Annotated in this window: 10 protein-coding genes and 1 other RNA gene; 6 read left to right on the top strand and 5 right to left on the bottom strand. The window is 61.0% G+C overall.

What is annotated here, in order from left to right:
- Nucleotides 1-37: 37 nt before the first annotated feature.
- Nucleotides 38-1702 (top strand): DNA repair protein RecN, encoded by a 1665-nt coding sequence (gene recN, locus EO170_RS09200; RefSeq protein ID WP_126944288.1) that lies wholly within the window; start codon nt 38-40, stop codon nt 1700-1702.
- Nucleotides 1703-1813: 111 nt separating this feature from the next.
- On the opposite strand, the gene fur is transcribed toward recN, so the two are convergent.
- Nucleotides 1814-2224: a ferric iron uptake transcriptional regulator gene (gene fur, locus EO170_RS09195; RefSeq protein ID WP_016901564.1), complete on the bottom strand. Its 411-nt coding sequence runs from the start codon at nt 2222-2224 to the stop codon at nt 1814-1816.
- A gap of 104 nt (nt 2225-2328) precedes the next feature.
- On the opposite strand from fur, the gene bamE reads away from it, so the two are divergent.
- The gene (gene bamE, locus EO170_RS09190) at nt 2329-2724 is read left to right on the top strand and encodes an outer membrane protein assembly factor BamE (RefSeq protein WP_039528130.1); all 396 of its coding nucleotides are present in this window, start codon (nt 2329-2331) and stop codon (nt 2722-2724) included.
- Nucleotides 2725-2995: 271 nt separating this feature from the next.
- On the opposite strand, the gene EO170_RS09185 is transcribed toward bamE, so the two are convergent.
- Complete coding sequence (locus EO170_RS09185) at nt 2996-3271, bottom strand: RnfH family protein (protein WP_126944285.1); 276 nt, start codon at nt 3269-3271, stop codon at nt 2996-2998.
- A 2-nt stretch (nt 3272-3273) separates the two neighbouring features.
- Entirely contained in the window at nt 3274-3705 is a 432-nt protein-coding gene (locus EO170_RS09180; RefSeq protein ID WP_104583340.1) for a type II toxin-antitoxin system RatA family toxin, read from the bottom strand.
- Between the two features lie 60 nt (nt 3706-3765).
- Here EO170_RS09180 and smpB point away from each other — a divergent pair, with 60 nt between their 5' ends.
- Nucleotides 3766-4269: an SsrA-binding protein SmpB gene (gene smpB / locus EO170_RS09175; protein WP_039520446.1), complete on the top strand. Its 504-nt coding sequence runs from the start codon at nt 3766-3768 to the stop codon at nt 4267-4269.
- A gap of 154 nt (nt 4270-4423) precedes the next feature.
- Here smpB and EO170_RS09170 read toward each other — a convergent pair whose 3' ends face one another.
- Entirely contained in the window at nt 4424-6880 is a 2457-nt protein-coding gene (locus EO170_RS09170; RefSeq protein WP_126944282.1) for a S8 family peptidase, read from the bottom strand.
- A gap of 133 nt (nt 6881-7013) precedes the next feature.
- Between EO170_RS09170 and ssrA the strand changes: the two genes are divergently transcribed.
- Nucleotides 7014-7410, top strand: a transfer-messenger RNA (tmRNA) gene (gene ssrA, locus EO170_RS09165).
- Between the two features lie 107 nt (nt 7411-7517).
- A complete protein-coding gene (locus EO170_RS09160) occupies nt 7518-9044 on the top strand; it encodes a site-specific integrase (protein WP_126944279.1) in 1527 nt (508 codons plus the stop codon).
- A gap of 448 nt (nt 9045-9492) precedes the next feature.
- Here EO170_RS09160 and EO170_RS09155 read toward each other — a convergent pair whose 3' ends face one another.
- Nucleotides 9493-15093: a DUF3320 domain-containing protein gene (locus EO170_RS09155; protein WP_126944276.1), complete on the bottom strand. Its 5601-nt coding sequence runs from the start codon at nt 15091-15093 to the stop codon at nt 9493-9495.
- A gap of 115 nt (nt 15094-15208) precedes the next feature.
- Between EO170_RS09155 and EO170_RS09150 the strand changes: the two genes are divergently transcribed.
- Entirely contained in the window at nt 15209-15979 is a 771-nt protein-coding gene (locus EO170_RS09150; RefSeq protein WP_126944273.1) for an abortive infection family protein, read from the top strand.
- Nucleotides 15980-16218: the final 239 nt, after the last annotated feature.

Raw genomic sequence — 16218 nt, 5'->3', positions numbered from 1 at the left:
CACCCTAAGCTTCCCCAAAGCGTTCACACTCGACCCCATGCTCAGACACCTCTCCATCAAGGATTTTGCCGTCGTCCGCGCCACCGAACTGGAATTCGGGCCGGGCATGACCGTGGTTTCCGGCGAAACCGGCGCCGGCAAGTCGCTGATGGTGGACGCGCTGGGCTTCCTGTCCGGGCTGCGCGCCGACAGCGGCGTGGTCCGCCACGGTGCCGACCGCGCCGAACTGTCGGCCGAATTCCAGCTGCCGGCCCGGCACCCGGGCCTGACCTGGCTGTCGGACAACGAACTCGACGACGACGCGCAATGCCAGCTGCGCCGGATCATCCGTGCCGATGGCGGCTCGCGCGCCTGGATCAACGGCCGCCCGGTAACCTCCTCGCAACTGGCGGACCTGGCCTCGCGGCTGGTGGAGATCCACGGCCAGCACGAACACCAGGCCTTGATGGCCCGCCACAGCCAGCTCGCCCTGCTCGACGCCTACGCCCGCAATGGCGCGCAGCGCGAGCAGGTGCGGCAGGCCAGCCAGCGCTGGCAGGCCCTGCTGGACGAGCGCGACGCGCTGTCCGCGCAAGGCGATGTCTCCGACCGCATCGGTTTCCTGGAACACCAGCTCGGCGAACTGGAACGCGAGGACCTGGACCCGGCCGCGATCGCCGCGCTGGACGTCAATCACCGCCGCCAGGCGCATGCCACCGCCTTGATCGGCGCCTGCGACAGCGTGGCCTTGCAGCTCAATGGCGACGACGGCGCCTGCGCGCTGGGCCTGCTGCAGGACAGCCGCCACGACCTGGCGCGCGTGGCCGAGCACGAGCCACGCCTGGGCGAGGTCGATGCGCTGCTGGACAGCGCGGTCATCCAGATCGAAGAGGCGCTGGCCCTGCTCGACCGCGTGCGCGACGACCTGGAGGCCGACCCGGCCCAGTTCGAGGCGATGGAGCGCCGGCTCGGCCGCCTGCACGATCTGGCGCGCAAGCATCGCGTCACCCCGGACGAGCTGGCCGCCCAGCGCGAGCGCATGAGCCTGGAAGTGGAAAGCCTGCGCGGCGCCGACGAGCGCCTGCAGCAGCTGGACAAGCACATCGAGGCGGCAATCGGCGTCTGGCGCAGTGCAGCCAGCACCCTCAGTGCCAGCCGCACGGCCGCTGCCGAGGCCCTGTCGGCCGCCACCACCACGCTGATCGGCGAGCTGGGCATGGGCGGCGGGCAGTTCCTGATCCAGCTGCAGCCGCAGGACACCCTGCGCCCGGATCCCAATGGCGCCGAGCGGGTGGAATTCCTGGTTGCCGCCAATGCCGGGCAGCCACCCCGCGCATTGCGCAAGGTCGCCTCCGGCGGCGAGCTGTCGCGGATTTCACTGGCCATCGAGGTCGCCGCCCTCGGGCTGGACAGCGTGCCGACCATGGTCTTCGACGAGGTCGATTCCGGCATCGGCGGCGCGGTGGCGGACATCGTCGGGCAGAAGCTGCGCGCCCTGGGCGAAGAGCGCCAGGTGCTATGCGTGACCCACTTGCCGCAGGTGGCCGCCAAGGGCCATGCGCACTATCGGGTCAGCAAGGCGCCGGTGGACGGCATGACCCAGAGCGCGGTCGAACTGCTCGGCCCGCAGGCCCGCCAGGAAGAACTGGCGCGCATGCTGGGCGGGGTGGAAGTCAGCAAGGAAGCCCGCGCGGCGGCACGCAAGCTGCTGCAGAGCGCCTGAGCCGACGGACGTGGCGCCGGCAGAGCTCAGGGTGGCCGGGCAGCCGATGGCTGCAGACGCACAAGGCGGCCGAAGCCGCCTTGTCGTTGCCGCAATGCCACTGGCTTGCCGTCAGCGCGGGCGCTTCTTGCGCACGTACAGCACCAGCGAGTGCTCTTCCAGCTCGTAGCCATGCTGGGCGGCGATCTGGCGCTGCAAGGCCTCGATCTCTTCGCTCTCGAACTCGATCACGTGGCCGGTGTCCACGTCCACCATATGGTCGTGATGGCCGCCGCGATCCAGCTCATAGACCGCCTGGCCGCCTTCGAAATTGTGCTTCAGCACCAGGCCCGCAGCCTCGAACTGGGTCAGCACCCGATACACCGTGGCCAGACCGATTTCGTCGCCATGATCGAGCAGCTGCCGATAGATGTCTTCTGCGCTGAGGTGGTGCTGGTTGCTCTTCTGCTCGAGCAATTCCAGGATCCGCATCCGCGGATGGGTCACCTTGAGCCCGACTTTGCGCAGGTCGTGGGTTTCCATATGTTCTCCGTTCATTGGCGATTTAGCGCCAGCTGCCATCAAACGGGTCGCGGCGACCGGCGGGAGTGTATCATCGGCGTGATTTCCTCAGCACTTAATCCCCGATGCGTAATCTCCTGCTGGTCGCCGCCGTTGCTCTTTCCACCGCTGGCTGCGGCATCATCTACAAGCAGCCGATCTACCAGGGCAATCTGATCAAACAGAATGCCGTGGAGCAACTGCAGGTAGGCCAGAGCAAGCAGCAGGTCAGCGCGTTGCTGGGTACCCCCTCGATTCCCGACCCGTTCCATTCGCAGCGCTGGGACTACACCTCCACCCAGCGCGTGGACCGTCTGGCGCGTACCGAGATCAAGAACTTCACCGTGTTCTTCGAAAACGAGCAGGTCGTGCGCTGGGAAGGCGATTATTTCCCGTCGCAGGACGAGCAGCTGGCCAAGTCGGCGCCCAAGCAGTTCGGCCGCAATCTGGCCCGCGACAAGAAGAAGCAGCGCGGCCGTTGATGCGCCTGCTCGGCGGTTTTGCGGTCGCCCGAGTGTTTGTCAAATCAGAAAACGCATCCTTTTGAACGGATGCGTTTTTTATTTGCCTGGTCGAAACGACGTGGTTGCTCGCGGACGACGGTGCCGAGCCAGCTGCCGATAGCTGGGGCTTTCAGTCAGATGTTTTGCATCACCCTGCGCCGGTCCAGGCCACCGGGTGCGTTCACGCTGCTGACCTGCCACCGGAACAGTTCGCTATCACGCGCACACGCATCGCGGCACTGGCAAGCCGCTACTTGCTGGGACCGGGTTTTTTGCTCGGTCCGGCACGGCGACGCCGCGCGTCCTTCGGATCCAGCAGCAGCGGCCTGAGCAGTTCGACCCGATCGCCGTCGCGCAGCACCTGATCCGCGCGCGCAATCAGCCCATGGATCGCCTGCGCCGCGGGTGGTCGGTCCGGTGCCAGACCGGACGCGGCAATCGCCTCGGCCACGGTGGCGCCCTCGGCCAGGTCCAGCGACACCGAACTGCAGCGGTCCGGCCAGGCCAGTACGACGTCGACGCGCATGCTCAGGTGTCGCCGCGATCGGCGACCCGCACGAAATCGTTGACCATGCGGTCGGCCAGGCCCTGAAAGCCCAGCGCCAGCGCCGGACCCAACAGCCGCGAGCTGGTTTCCACTTCCAGGGTCAGGCTGACCTTGCAGGCGTTCTCGCCCAGCGACTGGAATTCCCACAGGCCTTCCAGCCGCTTGAACGGCCCGTCGCGCAGATGCATGACGATGCGCTCGGGGCGTTCGAGCATGTTTTCGGTGGTGAACCAGGTGCGGAACGATCCCAGCCCCAGATCCAGCCGCGCAACGATGTGCGCCTGGTCCTGTTCAAGCACCTGCGCAGCATCGCACCAGCCGAAACGGCGCGGATAGGCGGCAACATCATTGACCAGGTCGAACATGCGGGTGGCGCTGTGTTCGACCAGGGCGCTGCGACGGATGGTAGGCATTCGCTAACTTGTGAAAGACAGAAGATCGTTTGATGACGCCGAATCGGCGACAATAGCAGCATGAGCAAGAAACCAGCCAAGGATAAAGCAAACGGCGCGACGGCCACGAAAACCATCGCGCTGAACAAGCGTGCGCGCTACGAATACCACCTGGAAGAGCGCTACGAAGCCGGCTTGGCGCTGCAGGGCTGGGAAGTCAAGGCGATCCGCGCCGGTCGCGCCAACATCATCGATGGCTACGCCTACGTGCGTTCAGGCGAGATCTTCCTGATCGGCGCGCAGATCACCCCGCTGATCCAGGCCTCCAGCCACACCGTGCCGGTGGAACGCCGCGACCGCAAGCTGCTGCTGCACCGCCGGGAGATCGACAAGGTGTTGAGCAGCGTCGAACGCGACGGCTACACCCTGGTGCCCACCGCGCTGTACTGGAGCAACAACAAGGTCAAGCTGGAAATCGCACTGGCCAAGGGCAAGCAGAACCACGACAAGCGCGACGCCGCCAAGGACCGCGACTGGCAGCGCGACAAGCAGCGCGTGATGCGGCGGCATAACCGCGACGCGTGAGTGGGGAATCGGGAATGGAGAATCGCAAGAGCTGGGCAGGCTCACTGCGTTGATCTCAGCTGCGTTGACCTCACGTTAGTTAAAGACGCGGGCATTGCTGGATCCGTGAGAAGCATCGCGCTTTTACGATTCCCGATTCCCCACTCCCGATTCCTCACGTCGCCCCAAGCATCCGCATCAAATTCGGCACCCCCCTGCCCTGCACATAGCGATCGCGCTGCAGGTCGGTGCAGGTGTCCAGCATCAGTTGCTTGACCCGGTCCGGGAAGCCGATGAACTCGCGGCGTGCGGAGAGGAATCCGGCCAGCACGCCGGAGACGTGCGGTGCGGCCATGCTGGTGCCGCTCATCTCCACCATCAGGCTCGCCGGGTCGTTCGGGTCGAAGTCGTAATAGGCCGACAGGATCTTTTCGCCCGGCGCCACGACGTCCGGCTTGCCTCGACCATCGGCGGTCGGTCCGCGCGAGGAAAAAAACGACACGCCGTAGTTGTGCGGGCTGCTCTTGTGCACCGAGCCCACCACGATGGCGTCTTCCAGATTGCCCGGGTCGCTGATCGACAGATCCATGTTGGCCGGATACGCATCGCCGTCGTTGCCCATCAACCACGCCAGGCCCTCGTTGCCGGCGGCCACCACCACCAGCACGCCTTGCCGCCATAGCCGCCGCAGCTCGTTGCACAGCGGCGTAAAACCGCAACCATAGCTCTCCGGATCGAAGTAACCGCCAAGGCTCAGATTGACGCCGTGGATGACCAGCTCGCCGGCGCGCTCGTTGATTGCCGCCACCTGCTGCACCGCCTTGATCATCCACGAATCGCGGCCGTTGCCGACATCGTCCAGCACCTTGAAACCGTAAAGCTGGGTATCCGGCGCCATGCCGGCGAACTCCAGCGGCTTGCCCGGGTTGCCCTGCGCGCCGGCAATCACCGCGCGGCTCTGGCCGGCGATGATCCCGGCGATATGCGTGCCGTGCCCGTGCCGATCCAGCCGGGCGAAGGCATCGCCGTCAGCGCGTGTCAGTCGCTTGGCTGCGCCGCGGCGCGTGCAATCCCATTGCGCCACCACCGTGTCGCGCTCGCCCTTTGCGAAGAAATGCGGATGACTGGCCGCGATACCGGTGTCCAGCACTGCCCAGCCGATCTGCTGGCCGCGTGCGCGATACGCAGTGCGCGCCGCATCGGCATGCAGGACGTTGCCGGACACGTTGATCAACGCGCGCTTGCCGGCATCGCGCCACATGCGCCGGAATCCCAGTGCCCGGTAGCGGTCCTGCAGCGATTCGATCTCGAACCGCGTCAGCCGTGCCGACACAAACCGCTGCAGACCATCTTCCAGCGCGATCGCCTCGTCCAGCGCTTCGCCGCTCAAGCCGGTGGTGCCTGCAGCGGCCTGGCGCAGTTGCGCCAGCAGCAGCGCACGCGTGCCGGCCGGATCGTCGCCCGACACCCGCCGATCCAGCTCGATGAGCACCTCGTGCCGGTACTCGGCGCCATGCGCTTCCAGTTGCTCGCTGAGATCCTTGATCAGCACGGCATTGGACACCGGTTGATCGAACCCGACGCCCACCGCCTCGCGCACCGCCGCACGCACCTGCGGGATCGACAGGTAGCCCGAACCCGAATGCGCGTTGTGCTGCCAGTCCGGGTTCAAGCGCGCGCCTGAGAGGTTTTCGAACCGTCCCTTGGCATTGGCGATGTCGTCGCTGAGATCCGGATCCAGCGCGATTGGATCGCGCGTGTCGGCGACGTTGATCCAGCGCCGCACGCACGGAGGAAACGGCAGCTTGCGCGTGCCGGTCCAGCGCTTGAACATGCTGCGCACCTGCGGCAGGCCCAGGGGCGAGCCCAGGGTCAGGAACAGGCTGACCTCGCACTCGGCAGCCTGGAGCTGACGCAGCACGTCGAAGGCGATCATCGACCCCTGACTGTGCGCGACCACCACAAACGGCCCGCCCCCCGAGCGCAGGCGCTGCACCAGGCTGTCGCGCATCAACGCTGCACGCTCGGGCACGAAGAACAAATCGTGCACGTCCTGCAGCAGCGCGGCGGAGATCAGCCGCAGCAGCACGCGGTTGATTGCATCGATCGGACCTTTGGCCTGCACCTCGCCGGCTGCCGGCATGGCGGGCGCGGCATCCAGCTCGTCCAGCAAACTATGCAGATCACTGCGTTCCTGCTCGCTCTGTGCCAGGGCGTCGGCGAGCAGATGCAGGTCCTGCTCGCCTGGCACCAGCCCAAGCGTGCTCAGGGCGCGCTGCACGCTCTGATTGAGTGCCGGGCCGACATCGCGCGCATCGCAATTGCCGGGTTCGGCAACCGGATAGCGCTCGCGATTGACCCAATACGCCAGGCGCGTGCGCTCGCCCATCGGCCGCCCGAACAAGGCCTTGTCCCACTGACAGCGCAACACCTCGGCCGGCGGCTTGTTGCCGATGCCATGGATGTAGATCACCGTGCGCGCCTTGCCCTGCACGCGTGTCAGCGTGGTGTCCTGCGCCTCCTGCTGCGGGGCCGTGGCTGCGCGCCGAGGCTTGGCTGCATCGACACCTGGTGCGCGCTTGCGGGGGACGCTACGTGCCTGCCGCGAACGGGGGGGCTTGCCTGTCGCCATCGCTTCTCTCCTTGAGTACCAGACTATTCCGTCCGATAGGACTGAAGCCACTGTAAGCGCCGCACGTCTCACCACTTGTGACAGGACGCCCCGATCCCTACACTGATCAGGTCAGCGTTTTGATGCTTTCCCCGGGGGTGCACTGGTTTCGACGGGGGTCGCGAAGTCGCTTGGCGCATGCCGAGGGGGCAGCTTTCCTCGTTAATCCAGCAGCAAACTTTTAGTTGCCAACGATGACAACTACGGTTCGGACTTCGCTATCGCCGCTTAATTGGCTTTAGTTGTAGTTCTACAGCCGCCTAAGGCGAACCCCCGAACCTACTTGTGCCCGTGCTCGTAGGTGTAGGGTCATTATCACGGAACCATCGGTAGTGGCTGCCTGTCAGCTACCGGTTAGATAAAGCAGGCTGGTTTCCAGGTGCGCTTTGCCAACCGTGCTGCCTGGGAATGAGATCTAACGGAGGGCTAAGCATGTAGTGCTGGGGATGGAGTGCTTCCGGACGGCGGTTCGATTCCGCCCACCTCCACCATCTGATCGCGGAAAAAAGCAGTAAGCGCTTGATTTCGCGAAGGTTCGGCCCGGGGTTTGATGATCGATTTGAGCCTGGTCTAGGTATCAAACGAGGTATCAAACCCCGTGCCGAAGCCTTATTTTCTGCGTCGCCCAGCTGGGCTGTATGTGCGCTTTTTCGTCCCGACTGACCTGCAAGCCCTCATCGGCTCACGCTACCTTGTCCGTCCCGTTCGCTTGGCCCTGGGTGATGCTGCCCGTCTGGCCGTGGCACGAACGGCTGTGGCACTCTCGGAAGCATTCGATCAGATGCGGCAGGGAGCGGGCATGCGGGACGATTTGCTGAGCCAGGCGCTGGCCGCGTTGCAAGGGAACGAAGCCCGCCCCTACACCATCAAGGTCGGTGGCGTGGAGCTCTCTGCCAACGGCGCTGAGGATCATGCTCGACTGCTCGATGCTCTGAAACACCTGCCGCTTCACCAACTGGCTCCCGTGAAAAGCACAGGACCGCTGCTGTCAGAGCGCGCCACCATCCACATCAGTGAGATGCGGCGTGTGGGGCGAAGCGCCAAAAACGTGCTCGATACCGAACACAGCCTGGGTCTTTTTGTAGCGCTTGTTGGCGACAAACCGGTCGAGAACTACAAGACCGATGACGTCCGCCAGTTCCTGGATGCGCTCGAACACTACCCGAGCAATGCCACCAAGAAGGCAGTGTTCGCCGGTCTCACCCCTGTCGAAATCCTGAACCAAGCGCGGCAAGGTGGTCACGAACTGCTGAGCATGCGCACCAAGGAAAAGCATCGGGATCGTATTGCGTCCTTCTTCAACGCCTTAACGAACGAAGACCTGATTAGCAAGGCGCCTCACAAAGCCATCCTCAACCGCGCCAAGTCGCTCACCGATGAGCCGAGTCGTGATCCGTTTAGCCAGGCTGAGCTCGAAGCGCTGCTCGAGCTGAATGCGTTCACCTCTTGGGCGAAAAAGTATCCGCACCGATGGTTTGGCACGCTGTTGGGATTTGCGACCGGTGCTCGGGTCAATGAAGTCGCTCAGCTCTATGTTGACGACATCGGCAAGGTCGGTGACTTCTGGGGCGTGCATTTCCGAGGAGCAAAGCCGGATCAGCGCTTGAAGAACCCCCACTCCTCCCGCTTTGTGCCCCTGCCCACATCCCTGATTGAGGCTGGGTTCTTGGTCTATGTGGATGAGATCAAGCGCGCAGGCTTTGAGCGACTGTTCCCGCACTTGCCCTACAACGCCGAAAACGGCTACGGCGACGCGCTCGGGGATCAGTTCCGGGCCTATGCGATCAAGCGAGGGTTAACCCAACGGCTCAAAAGCTTTCATTGCTTCCGGCACACCTTGTCCAACTCGCTGGTCAATGAGCACGGCATTTCGCTTCCGATTTCCCAGCAAATTACCGGCCACGAGCTGACGCTTCCGCCGGGCTTGAAGCATTACGTCGATCCACCTTCTGTCCCCGCTCGCTTTGCGGCCATTGAACGGTTTGGCCCTCCGCTTCCATTGCCCGCTTACACGCCAGGGCAATTTGACCGTGCGTTCAAGCAGGTTCGCCACATGGAGCGACGGCGCGAGCAGGCGGCAAAGAATAGAACGACCAAGACTCGGACAACGGGATGGAGGAATTAAAAAGTTTTTGGCAGAGTGAAAACGAGTTCTAGAACCAAATAAAGAAGCCGCGCTGAGAAGCACATATCGCTTGCAATTATTTTTCACCGAAAGACTTGACAAATATATTTTACACCATAGCTTGAATGCATCGGCAACAAAACATCGATTGCCGCTGTGAGCAGGGATGCCACTTGCCCCATTCGTGGGGCTTGAAATGTAATATTTCGACGACGTTCAGTCGGTTTAGAAAGTAAAAATCCACTCATCAAAAAGAGTTGCATCGTTCAACGCCGTTTAGGCGGTTCAAAAAAATGCTCCGGGAGACCGGAGCATTTTTCTTGGCTGCCATTCTTTACTTATTTCGCTTACCGCTCAGCCGACTTCCGTGGCGCAGCCTAGTCTCTCTCATGCAAGCCAACTCCCTTGTTTTCAAGCACCTCACTGAACCCTATATGGACAATGAGCGCTAGGCCAAGACCACCAACTCGCCTTTGTCAGCCAACCTGCCCGCAAGCCGCAGCGCCTCGATCTGATCAAAAATCAACTGTCTAAGCTGTGTGCTGGTGCTTCGATAGCCAAGCTGACGAGACACGATCAACACCAACTCATCTGGCCTTGCGCCAAGGTTGTCAGAAATAACCCTTGAGATCGCAACTTTAATCTCTGCGGGCGGCAAAAACTCGGGGCGTCGCAGTGTCAACGACTCGACCATGGAGCGATCCCGCACACGGACCTCTTTCCCTGGAATGGCCAAGAAGTCATGGTCAATGATCTGAATCCCAACCGTCGACAACACCAACCTAATCGCATCCTCAACAGCTTGCTGGATGCGCGAGCCTGCACGCTGCAAGCCCCAAAGCGTCCGGGCGCGTGTCACGACCTCGCTACGATGAATGGGGCTTTCCACCTCAACGATCTGCCGCACGACGGTCGCCAATTGCCCTGTCGGCACTAAGTGCAGCTCAAACTGGTTGCTTGGCACGACGAAGGACGCCTCAATGTAAGGCTCAGTGTCTGGCGGACTTTGCGCCTCGATGAGCCCTATCTCAGTCACTTCACCGCGATCGACGGTGAGGATCTCCACCGGCACTGCACGGTGCGAAGACTTGGGGCTGGGCTCTGAGGTGACCGACTCCGACTTTGCTCGTTCAATGGCTACAACAAGCTTTTCAAGCTCGGCCTCAGGCCGGTGGAACCAGTCCGAACTCCAAATCCGATAAACCTGCCAGCCCTTGTCGCGCAGCACACTCTCACGCAATCGGTCTCGATCACGCGCACTTCTCGCGTCTCGGTAAGACTGCCCGTCGCACTCAATGCCTAAAATGTAGCGCCCAGGTTCTTCAGGATTAGACACCGCAATGTCGACGAAGAAGCCAGCCAAACCGACATCGGTGTGCAGATCGTAACCTCGCGCGCGAAGTGCTTGGGCCACCTCTTGTTCGAATACGCTGTGCTTAGCGTCTCGCGCCTGGGTGGCAAGGGTAAGGCGACCCGTCCTTGCGTAGTTCAAGAAGAGCTTCAAGGCAAAGGTGCCCTTACCCTTGGCACGGTCGGTGTCGATGTCTTCATCGGTGATCGAGGTAAAGACCTCGCAACGCGACTTGGCGCGACTGATGAGCACATTCAAGCGTCGCTCGCCGCCGTCATTGCTCACAGGACCGAAATTCATCGTCATGTGGCGCTGCGCATCACGCCCATAGCCCACAGAGATATAGATGACATCGCGCTCGTCGCCCTGGATGTTTTCGAGGCTCTTGACGAAGAAGGGCTCAGCCGGGTGATCGGCAAAGAACCCTTCCGTTTCTGGGTGCTGTCGGCGCAAGAGTTCCAACTCGTCGAGAATGGCGCGGCGCTGGGCAGTTGAAAAGGTCGCCACACCCAGCGTGAGCTTGGGCGTGTTCTGCGCATGAGCGAGCACTGCGAGTGCCACAGCCTTGGCTTCTTTGGGGTTGGTGCGCGTGTTGCCCCGGTCGTAGATGGCTTCTGGCAAATGATGCAGCCGCAAGCCCACACCTGCTTCACTGGTGTAGGGACTGGGGACAATGAAGAGCTTGCCTTCGTAGAATTGTTGATTGGAAACGGCAATGAGCGACTGATGGCGGCTCCGGTAGTGCCAGCGGAGCATGCGCTCAGGTAATCCTCTTGCGCGGCAAAGCCCCAGAATGCTTTCGACATCTGACGCCTGTGCCCCACCCTCATCGTCACCCTGGTCACCGCCATCGCCGAGTGCTTTGGAGAAAAAGCGTGTGGGCGGGAGCTGACGCTCGTCACCCACGATCACCAACTGCTTGACGCGTGCGATCGCACCGAGCGCATCGATCGGCTGCACCTGACTTGCTTCGTCGATGACCAGCATGTCGAAGTCCAGCGCGCCTGCCGGTAGAAATTGCGCAACAGACAATGGGCTCATCATGAAGACGGGTTTGAGCGCCTGGATCGCAGGGGCACACCGTTGCATCAATTGACGAATCGGCAGATGACCCTTTTTCCTGGCCATCTCGCCGATAAGAATAGCTGTCGGGCCGGTTGCACCGCCTTGGCGCGGGATCTTGCTGTGATGCGCCTTGACCACTTCATACCGAGCCAGCTGCATACGCTCTTGGTCAAGGCTTGCAAAGCTTGCCACCACCTGAGACTGCCGTTGCCCGTCAAAACTCGCCAACGCACGATCGCGCTGCACCAGCGCTTGAAGCAACGCTTCGTAGTAAGACAGATCGAACACGCCTAAGGCATCGGCTCTCGCCAGCTTGCCACTGGCAAGACCACCGACTATCGCACCTAAGCCCTTACCCTCGGCCTCCTTGGCAATGGCAAGGTAAGACACCCAACTCCGAAGCCCTTCCGGGTCGGCTTGCCAGCTGGCCAACTGGAGTTTGAGGGTTGTCAAAGGTGCATGGCTCGGATCACGCGTGATCTCTGCGTTACCGTCGAACTGCAAGCCGACCAGAAGATCCATCACTTCGCCGGCCAACACTCCTGCCGCAGAAGAACCTCCCTCAGCCCGATCAAGCAATGACTGGGGATCAACAATGCGCGCAGCCAACAAGCGAAGCTCTGGATTGTGTTCAATCCAAGATGCGACTTGGCGAAGCTCAGGCGCCTTGCTATCTAGTGCTCCCCAGAACGGACCAAAGGCTGAGGTCCCATCAGCGACCAGAGCGTCGTAAGCGGTAGTAGCAGTTTGCGCCAGCTGGACTTCTTCAATGACCGCAAGCGCCTGCTCGACCGTGAGTTCCTGCGCATTAGCCAATAGGGATGATTGCTGGGACGCGGCTTGCCAAAGGGCGGACTTCTCTTCCAGTTCCGATAGAGCAACGCGCTTGAGGACGGTCTCCTCGCCCCATGGATTGCGCTCAGCAGACAACAGCGCCTCATGGACAGGCGCCAAATCGCGAGCGAGTTCTTCTAGAACTGGTTTTACGCGTTTGGCGATTTCGGTTGCCAATATGCGATCGCTGATGTCGGCCAAACGCTCACGAACTCCGCTCCCCAAGGGTCGGAGCGTGCGCATCCAGGCCACGACGCCTCTGAGGAAGGATGGGTTGGAGCGCTCGCGCTGCCAGTTTGAGCCAAACGCTTCTTGTCCTTGGGCGTCGTGCTCAACGATCTTCTTCTGAGCGCTCTTGGCATCCAGGAGAACATCGAGCGATCCAAGCATGTCCAACGCCGGAAGCTTAGGGTTAGAAAGGAGTGTGCGGATGGTCTGATTGGCGCGACGCCAATCTCCGCTTAGGAAGCGGAACAAGCTCGTGCCGCGCATCGCCAACTGACCACGCGCCGCTTCAAGCTCCGCGCTATCTTTGCTCCATGCAGCGTCGCGGAACAAAGAGGCCAGGTTGCTCTTTGCCTGCTGGACCGTTTCAACGGCCACAACGACCTCTTCGATCGCGTCGACGCCCCGATCCCAGATATGCGCGACCAATGCATCACGGTCAAGTTCCGGGATGGTCGTGGCGCGCTCCGCGATGGCAACCAGCCCAAGCGCCAGATCAAGCGTAAGCGGTGCCTTCTCGGCTAGGAGCTGCGTCAATCGTCTCAGATCAGGCCCGAGCCGAACCAGAGCACTGTGTGCCCCAACCAACGTTGCCAGCTCTTTCCCCAAAACGAAGCTGTTTGGCAAAGCGCTCAAAATGGCCTTGGTAGCGCCCCAGTCTTGCGCAAACGCCTCCACCTGGATCTTGGCCTCGACCGCAGCTCTGGCCTTCTGAGCGCTTTCAAGCCCATCAATGACTGTCGAAGCGCGACCAGGCTCATCCCAGACCTTGCTTTGAAGCGCATCGGAGCCAAGTTTTGGTGCTTCGAGCAGCGCCTTAACGCGTTGAACGGCAAGGCCGGCATCATCAAATCGGACCGGAGGAGCAAGATCCAGCGCGCTGTGAAGATCGGTAGTCGAGTCCTCCCAATCGTTCAATCGTTCGGTCAATCCAGCGACCAAGATGAGCAACCGATCGCGTTCACTCGGCAAGAGGCCGTCGTTCCGAACGCCGCTCCAAGCGTGCTCATCTGGAACGCCAATTTCTTCAATTCGCTCAATCAGTTCGCGTAGGAGCGATTCCCGCTCCTCTTTTTGATGGGACGCCCAGGCGGTGGGTGCTTCGAGAGGCAGGCTTTGAGTCGTGTAGCCCAAACGACGCAGACGCACCATGTGTCCGAAGACTTGGTATGGCGTCAGTCCAGAGGGCTCGTGAGTTTCGTGGAGCCGCGCAACATGGGCGTTGAGTGTGTCGCGCTTTTCCGTTAGTTGCTCGATGATTGGCGAAGTGTTGTTTCGCTTGGGCTCGCCTAAGTGCAGCGTTTGCCGAAGCTCTTCAAGTAGAGAACGCTTGTTAGCCTTGTTGCTGTGGAGTTCCAAACAGGCCACGCCCACACCGACATGATCCAGTCGGCGCTTCACGACTTCGAGCGCGGCCATCTTCTCGGCCACAAACAATACCCGCTTTCCTTCAGCCACGGCGCCTGAAATGATATTGGCAATGGTTTGGGACTTGCCCGTTCCAGGCGGGCCCTGGACCAAGATGTTGTTGCCTTGAAGCACGTCGTGCACGACCAGAGCTTGCGATGAGTCGCAATCGACGACATGGCGCATCCTCTCTGGTGGGATGATATGGTCGAGTTCGCTATTTTCGTCGGTCAGGCTTGCACCTGGGAAACCGTCTTGAACCACCCCGCGCAGCATAGGGATGGCGTCCAGTCCGCCCAGTGTATCCCAGCTTTGGGGGTCAAGATCCCGATACATCATGAACTTAGCGAACGAGAATAAGCCCAGGATGGCGTCATCGCGGAGCACGCCCCAGGTCTCCTTCCCTTCCAGCATGGCTTCCACAGATGCCAGGTAGGCATCGATATCGAGCGTTTCGAACTCCTCAATGCTCGGCAAGCGAAGCCCAAACTCGCGCTGCAAGAACAGCTGCAACGACAAGTTCGCTTGGATATCGTCGCCGGTCCATTTGAGGTGGAACTTCTCGCCAGCCGTGCTTCGCTCCAACTGAACCGGGATGAGCACCAACGGCGCGAAGCGGTCAGTCTGTGGAGTGGAAGTAGCACGCCAACGCAAGTAGCCGACGGCTAGGTAAAGAACATTGACGCCTTGCTCTTCTTGGAGCGTCCGCGCGTCCATGTAGAGATCCAATAAGCGCTTCTGCAGACCTGTCGGCGTTAGACGTGTTGTGAGATTCGCATCCCAATGCGCCTTGACACGCCCGTCCTCATCCAGCTCAAAGTCTGGTTGCGCGATCAGCTCGGAATCTTCCGGCACTTCATCCAGAAAAACTTCCGCATCATCCTCATCCAAGTCAGGCATCGCGATGCCCTGCTTGGGGTCTTGCTTGCCTGCTACGAAGGTGAAGCGCTTGCCATCGATGACCAATGTCTGATACATCGCCTTGGCAAGCTCATGAACAACTTCAATGGTCTTTGCACGCCCGCCTCTGGGTGTGTGGAGCAGGCGATTGCGTGTCGACAGATCCAAAAGCTCCAAACGCGCTTTTTCAACCTTGTCTTTGAGGCTACCTGCTCCCCGGAGCGAAGAAGCCTCTTCACCTACCTGCCCCACTGCCGTCTGGTCCATCGACTCTCCCCCTGTAACGGTGTTTGGCGGGTGTCAAGTGCCCCTCCGCCGCCACACCGCGCATTGACTATAATGCTTTCAATATAGCGCGTATTCCAGCCATTTAGGGGGCCCTGTGGGCGAGTTGCGAAGCAGTGAGATTCACTGGGTGGTTCACAGCTACATCGGGGTTGAAGGCGGCTACCTGGGTGATTTCTCCTACAAGACACATCGAGAGTTCTACCCAGGCTTTTGCGACCTGAACCTGGATCCGGATACCTTCACCGGCGACACGACCAGGGAACGATTTATTGCAATCCTGACGGGGGTCGAAGGACATCAACAAGCAGCAATCCTTCGGGGCATCGCTCGTAAGTATCCCCAAGGCAGTGAGCACCTTCGAACTCAACAAGCTTATAGTCGGTTGTTGGAATTGGCCACGCGCTGTGCTGATGGACTTTCGGTCCAAGACAGCAGTCCATCTATCACCAGCGATGTCTTGAAGCGCGCATTGGCTGATGCCAACACGCTGATCCAAAGTGCAGGACCGACCCATGCGGTGGACCGAATTCACACCGCACTTCATGCATACCTCAAAGCAGTTTGTTACGCGCAAGAAATCCAGGCCCAACCCGGCGCCACCATCACCAACTTGTTCAAGCAGCTTCGGACAGAGCATCCGGGCCTGCGTGACATGGGCAGCCAATCGGACACGATGAACAATGTTCTGCGGTCATTCAGCAATGTCATCGACAGTCTAAATCCAGCTCGCAATCACGGAAGCTTGGCGCATCCAAACGATGCGTTGTTAGAAAACGATGAGGCGGTCCTGGTCATCAACGCTGCCAGAGCGATTTTCCAGTATCTGGATAAGAAGTTCGCTAAGGAGCCATCTTGCCGCCAATGACGGGCTTCCTCAGCAACGACGAAACCGAGATCTGTCTGTCAGTGTTGCCACTCTCATCCGAATGCATAAGGCGAAAGTCGTGGCCACGGGAAAGAGCCCCGCATGCGGGGCTCCTGTGTCGCTGGGGGTTGGAGCCTTAGTCTCGGCGCCGGCTGCCAATGGCGGGCGGCGTTGTTCCAATCATTTGGCGGAAACCTTTTGCGACGACCCTAGCTTCCAGGCAAATGCCTAGGCGCACT

The sequence above is a fragment of the Xanthomonas sp. BRIP62409 genome (genome assembly GCF_003992965.1).
GTDB lineage: Bacteria > Pseudomonadota > Gammaproteobacteria > Xanthomonadales > Xanthomonadaceae > Xanthomonas > Xanthomonas euroxanthea.
This window is presented reverse-complemented; position numbering and strand designations above follow the sequence as displayed.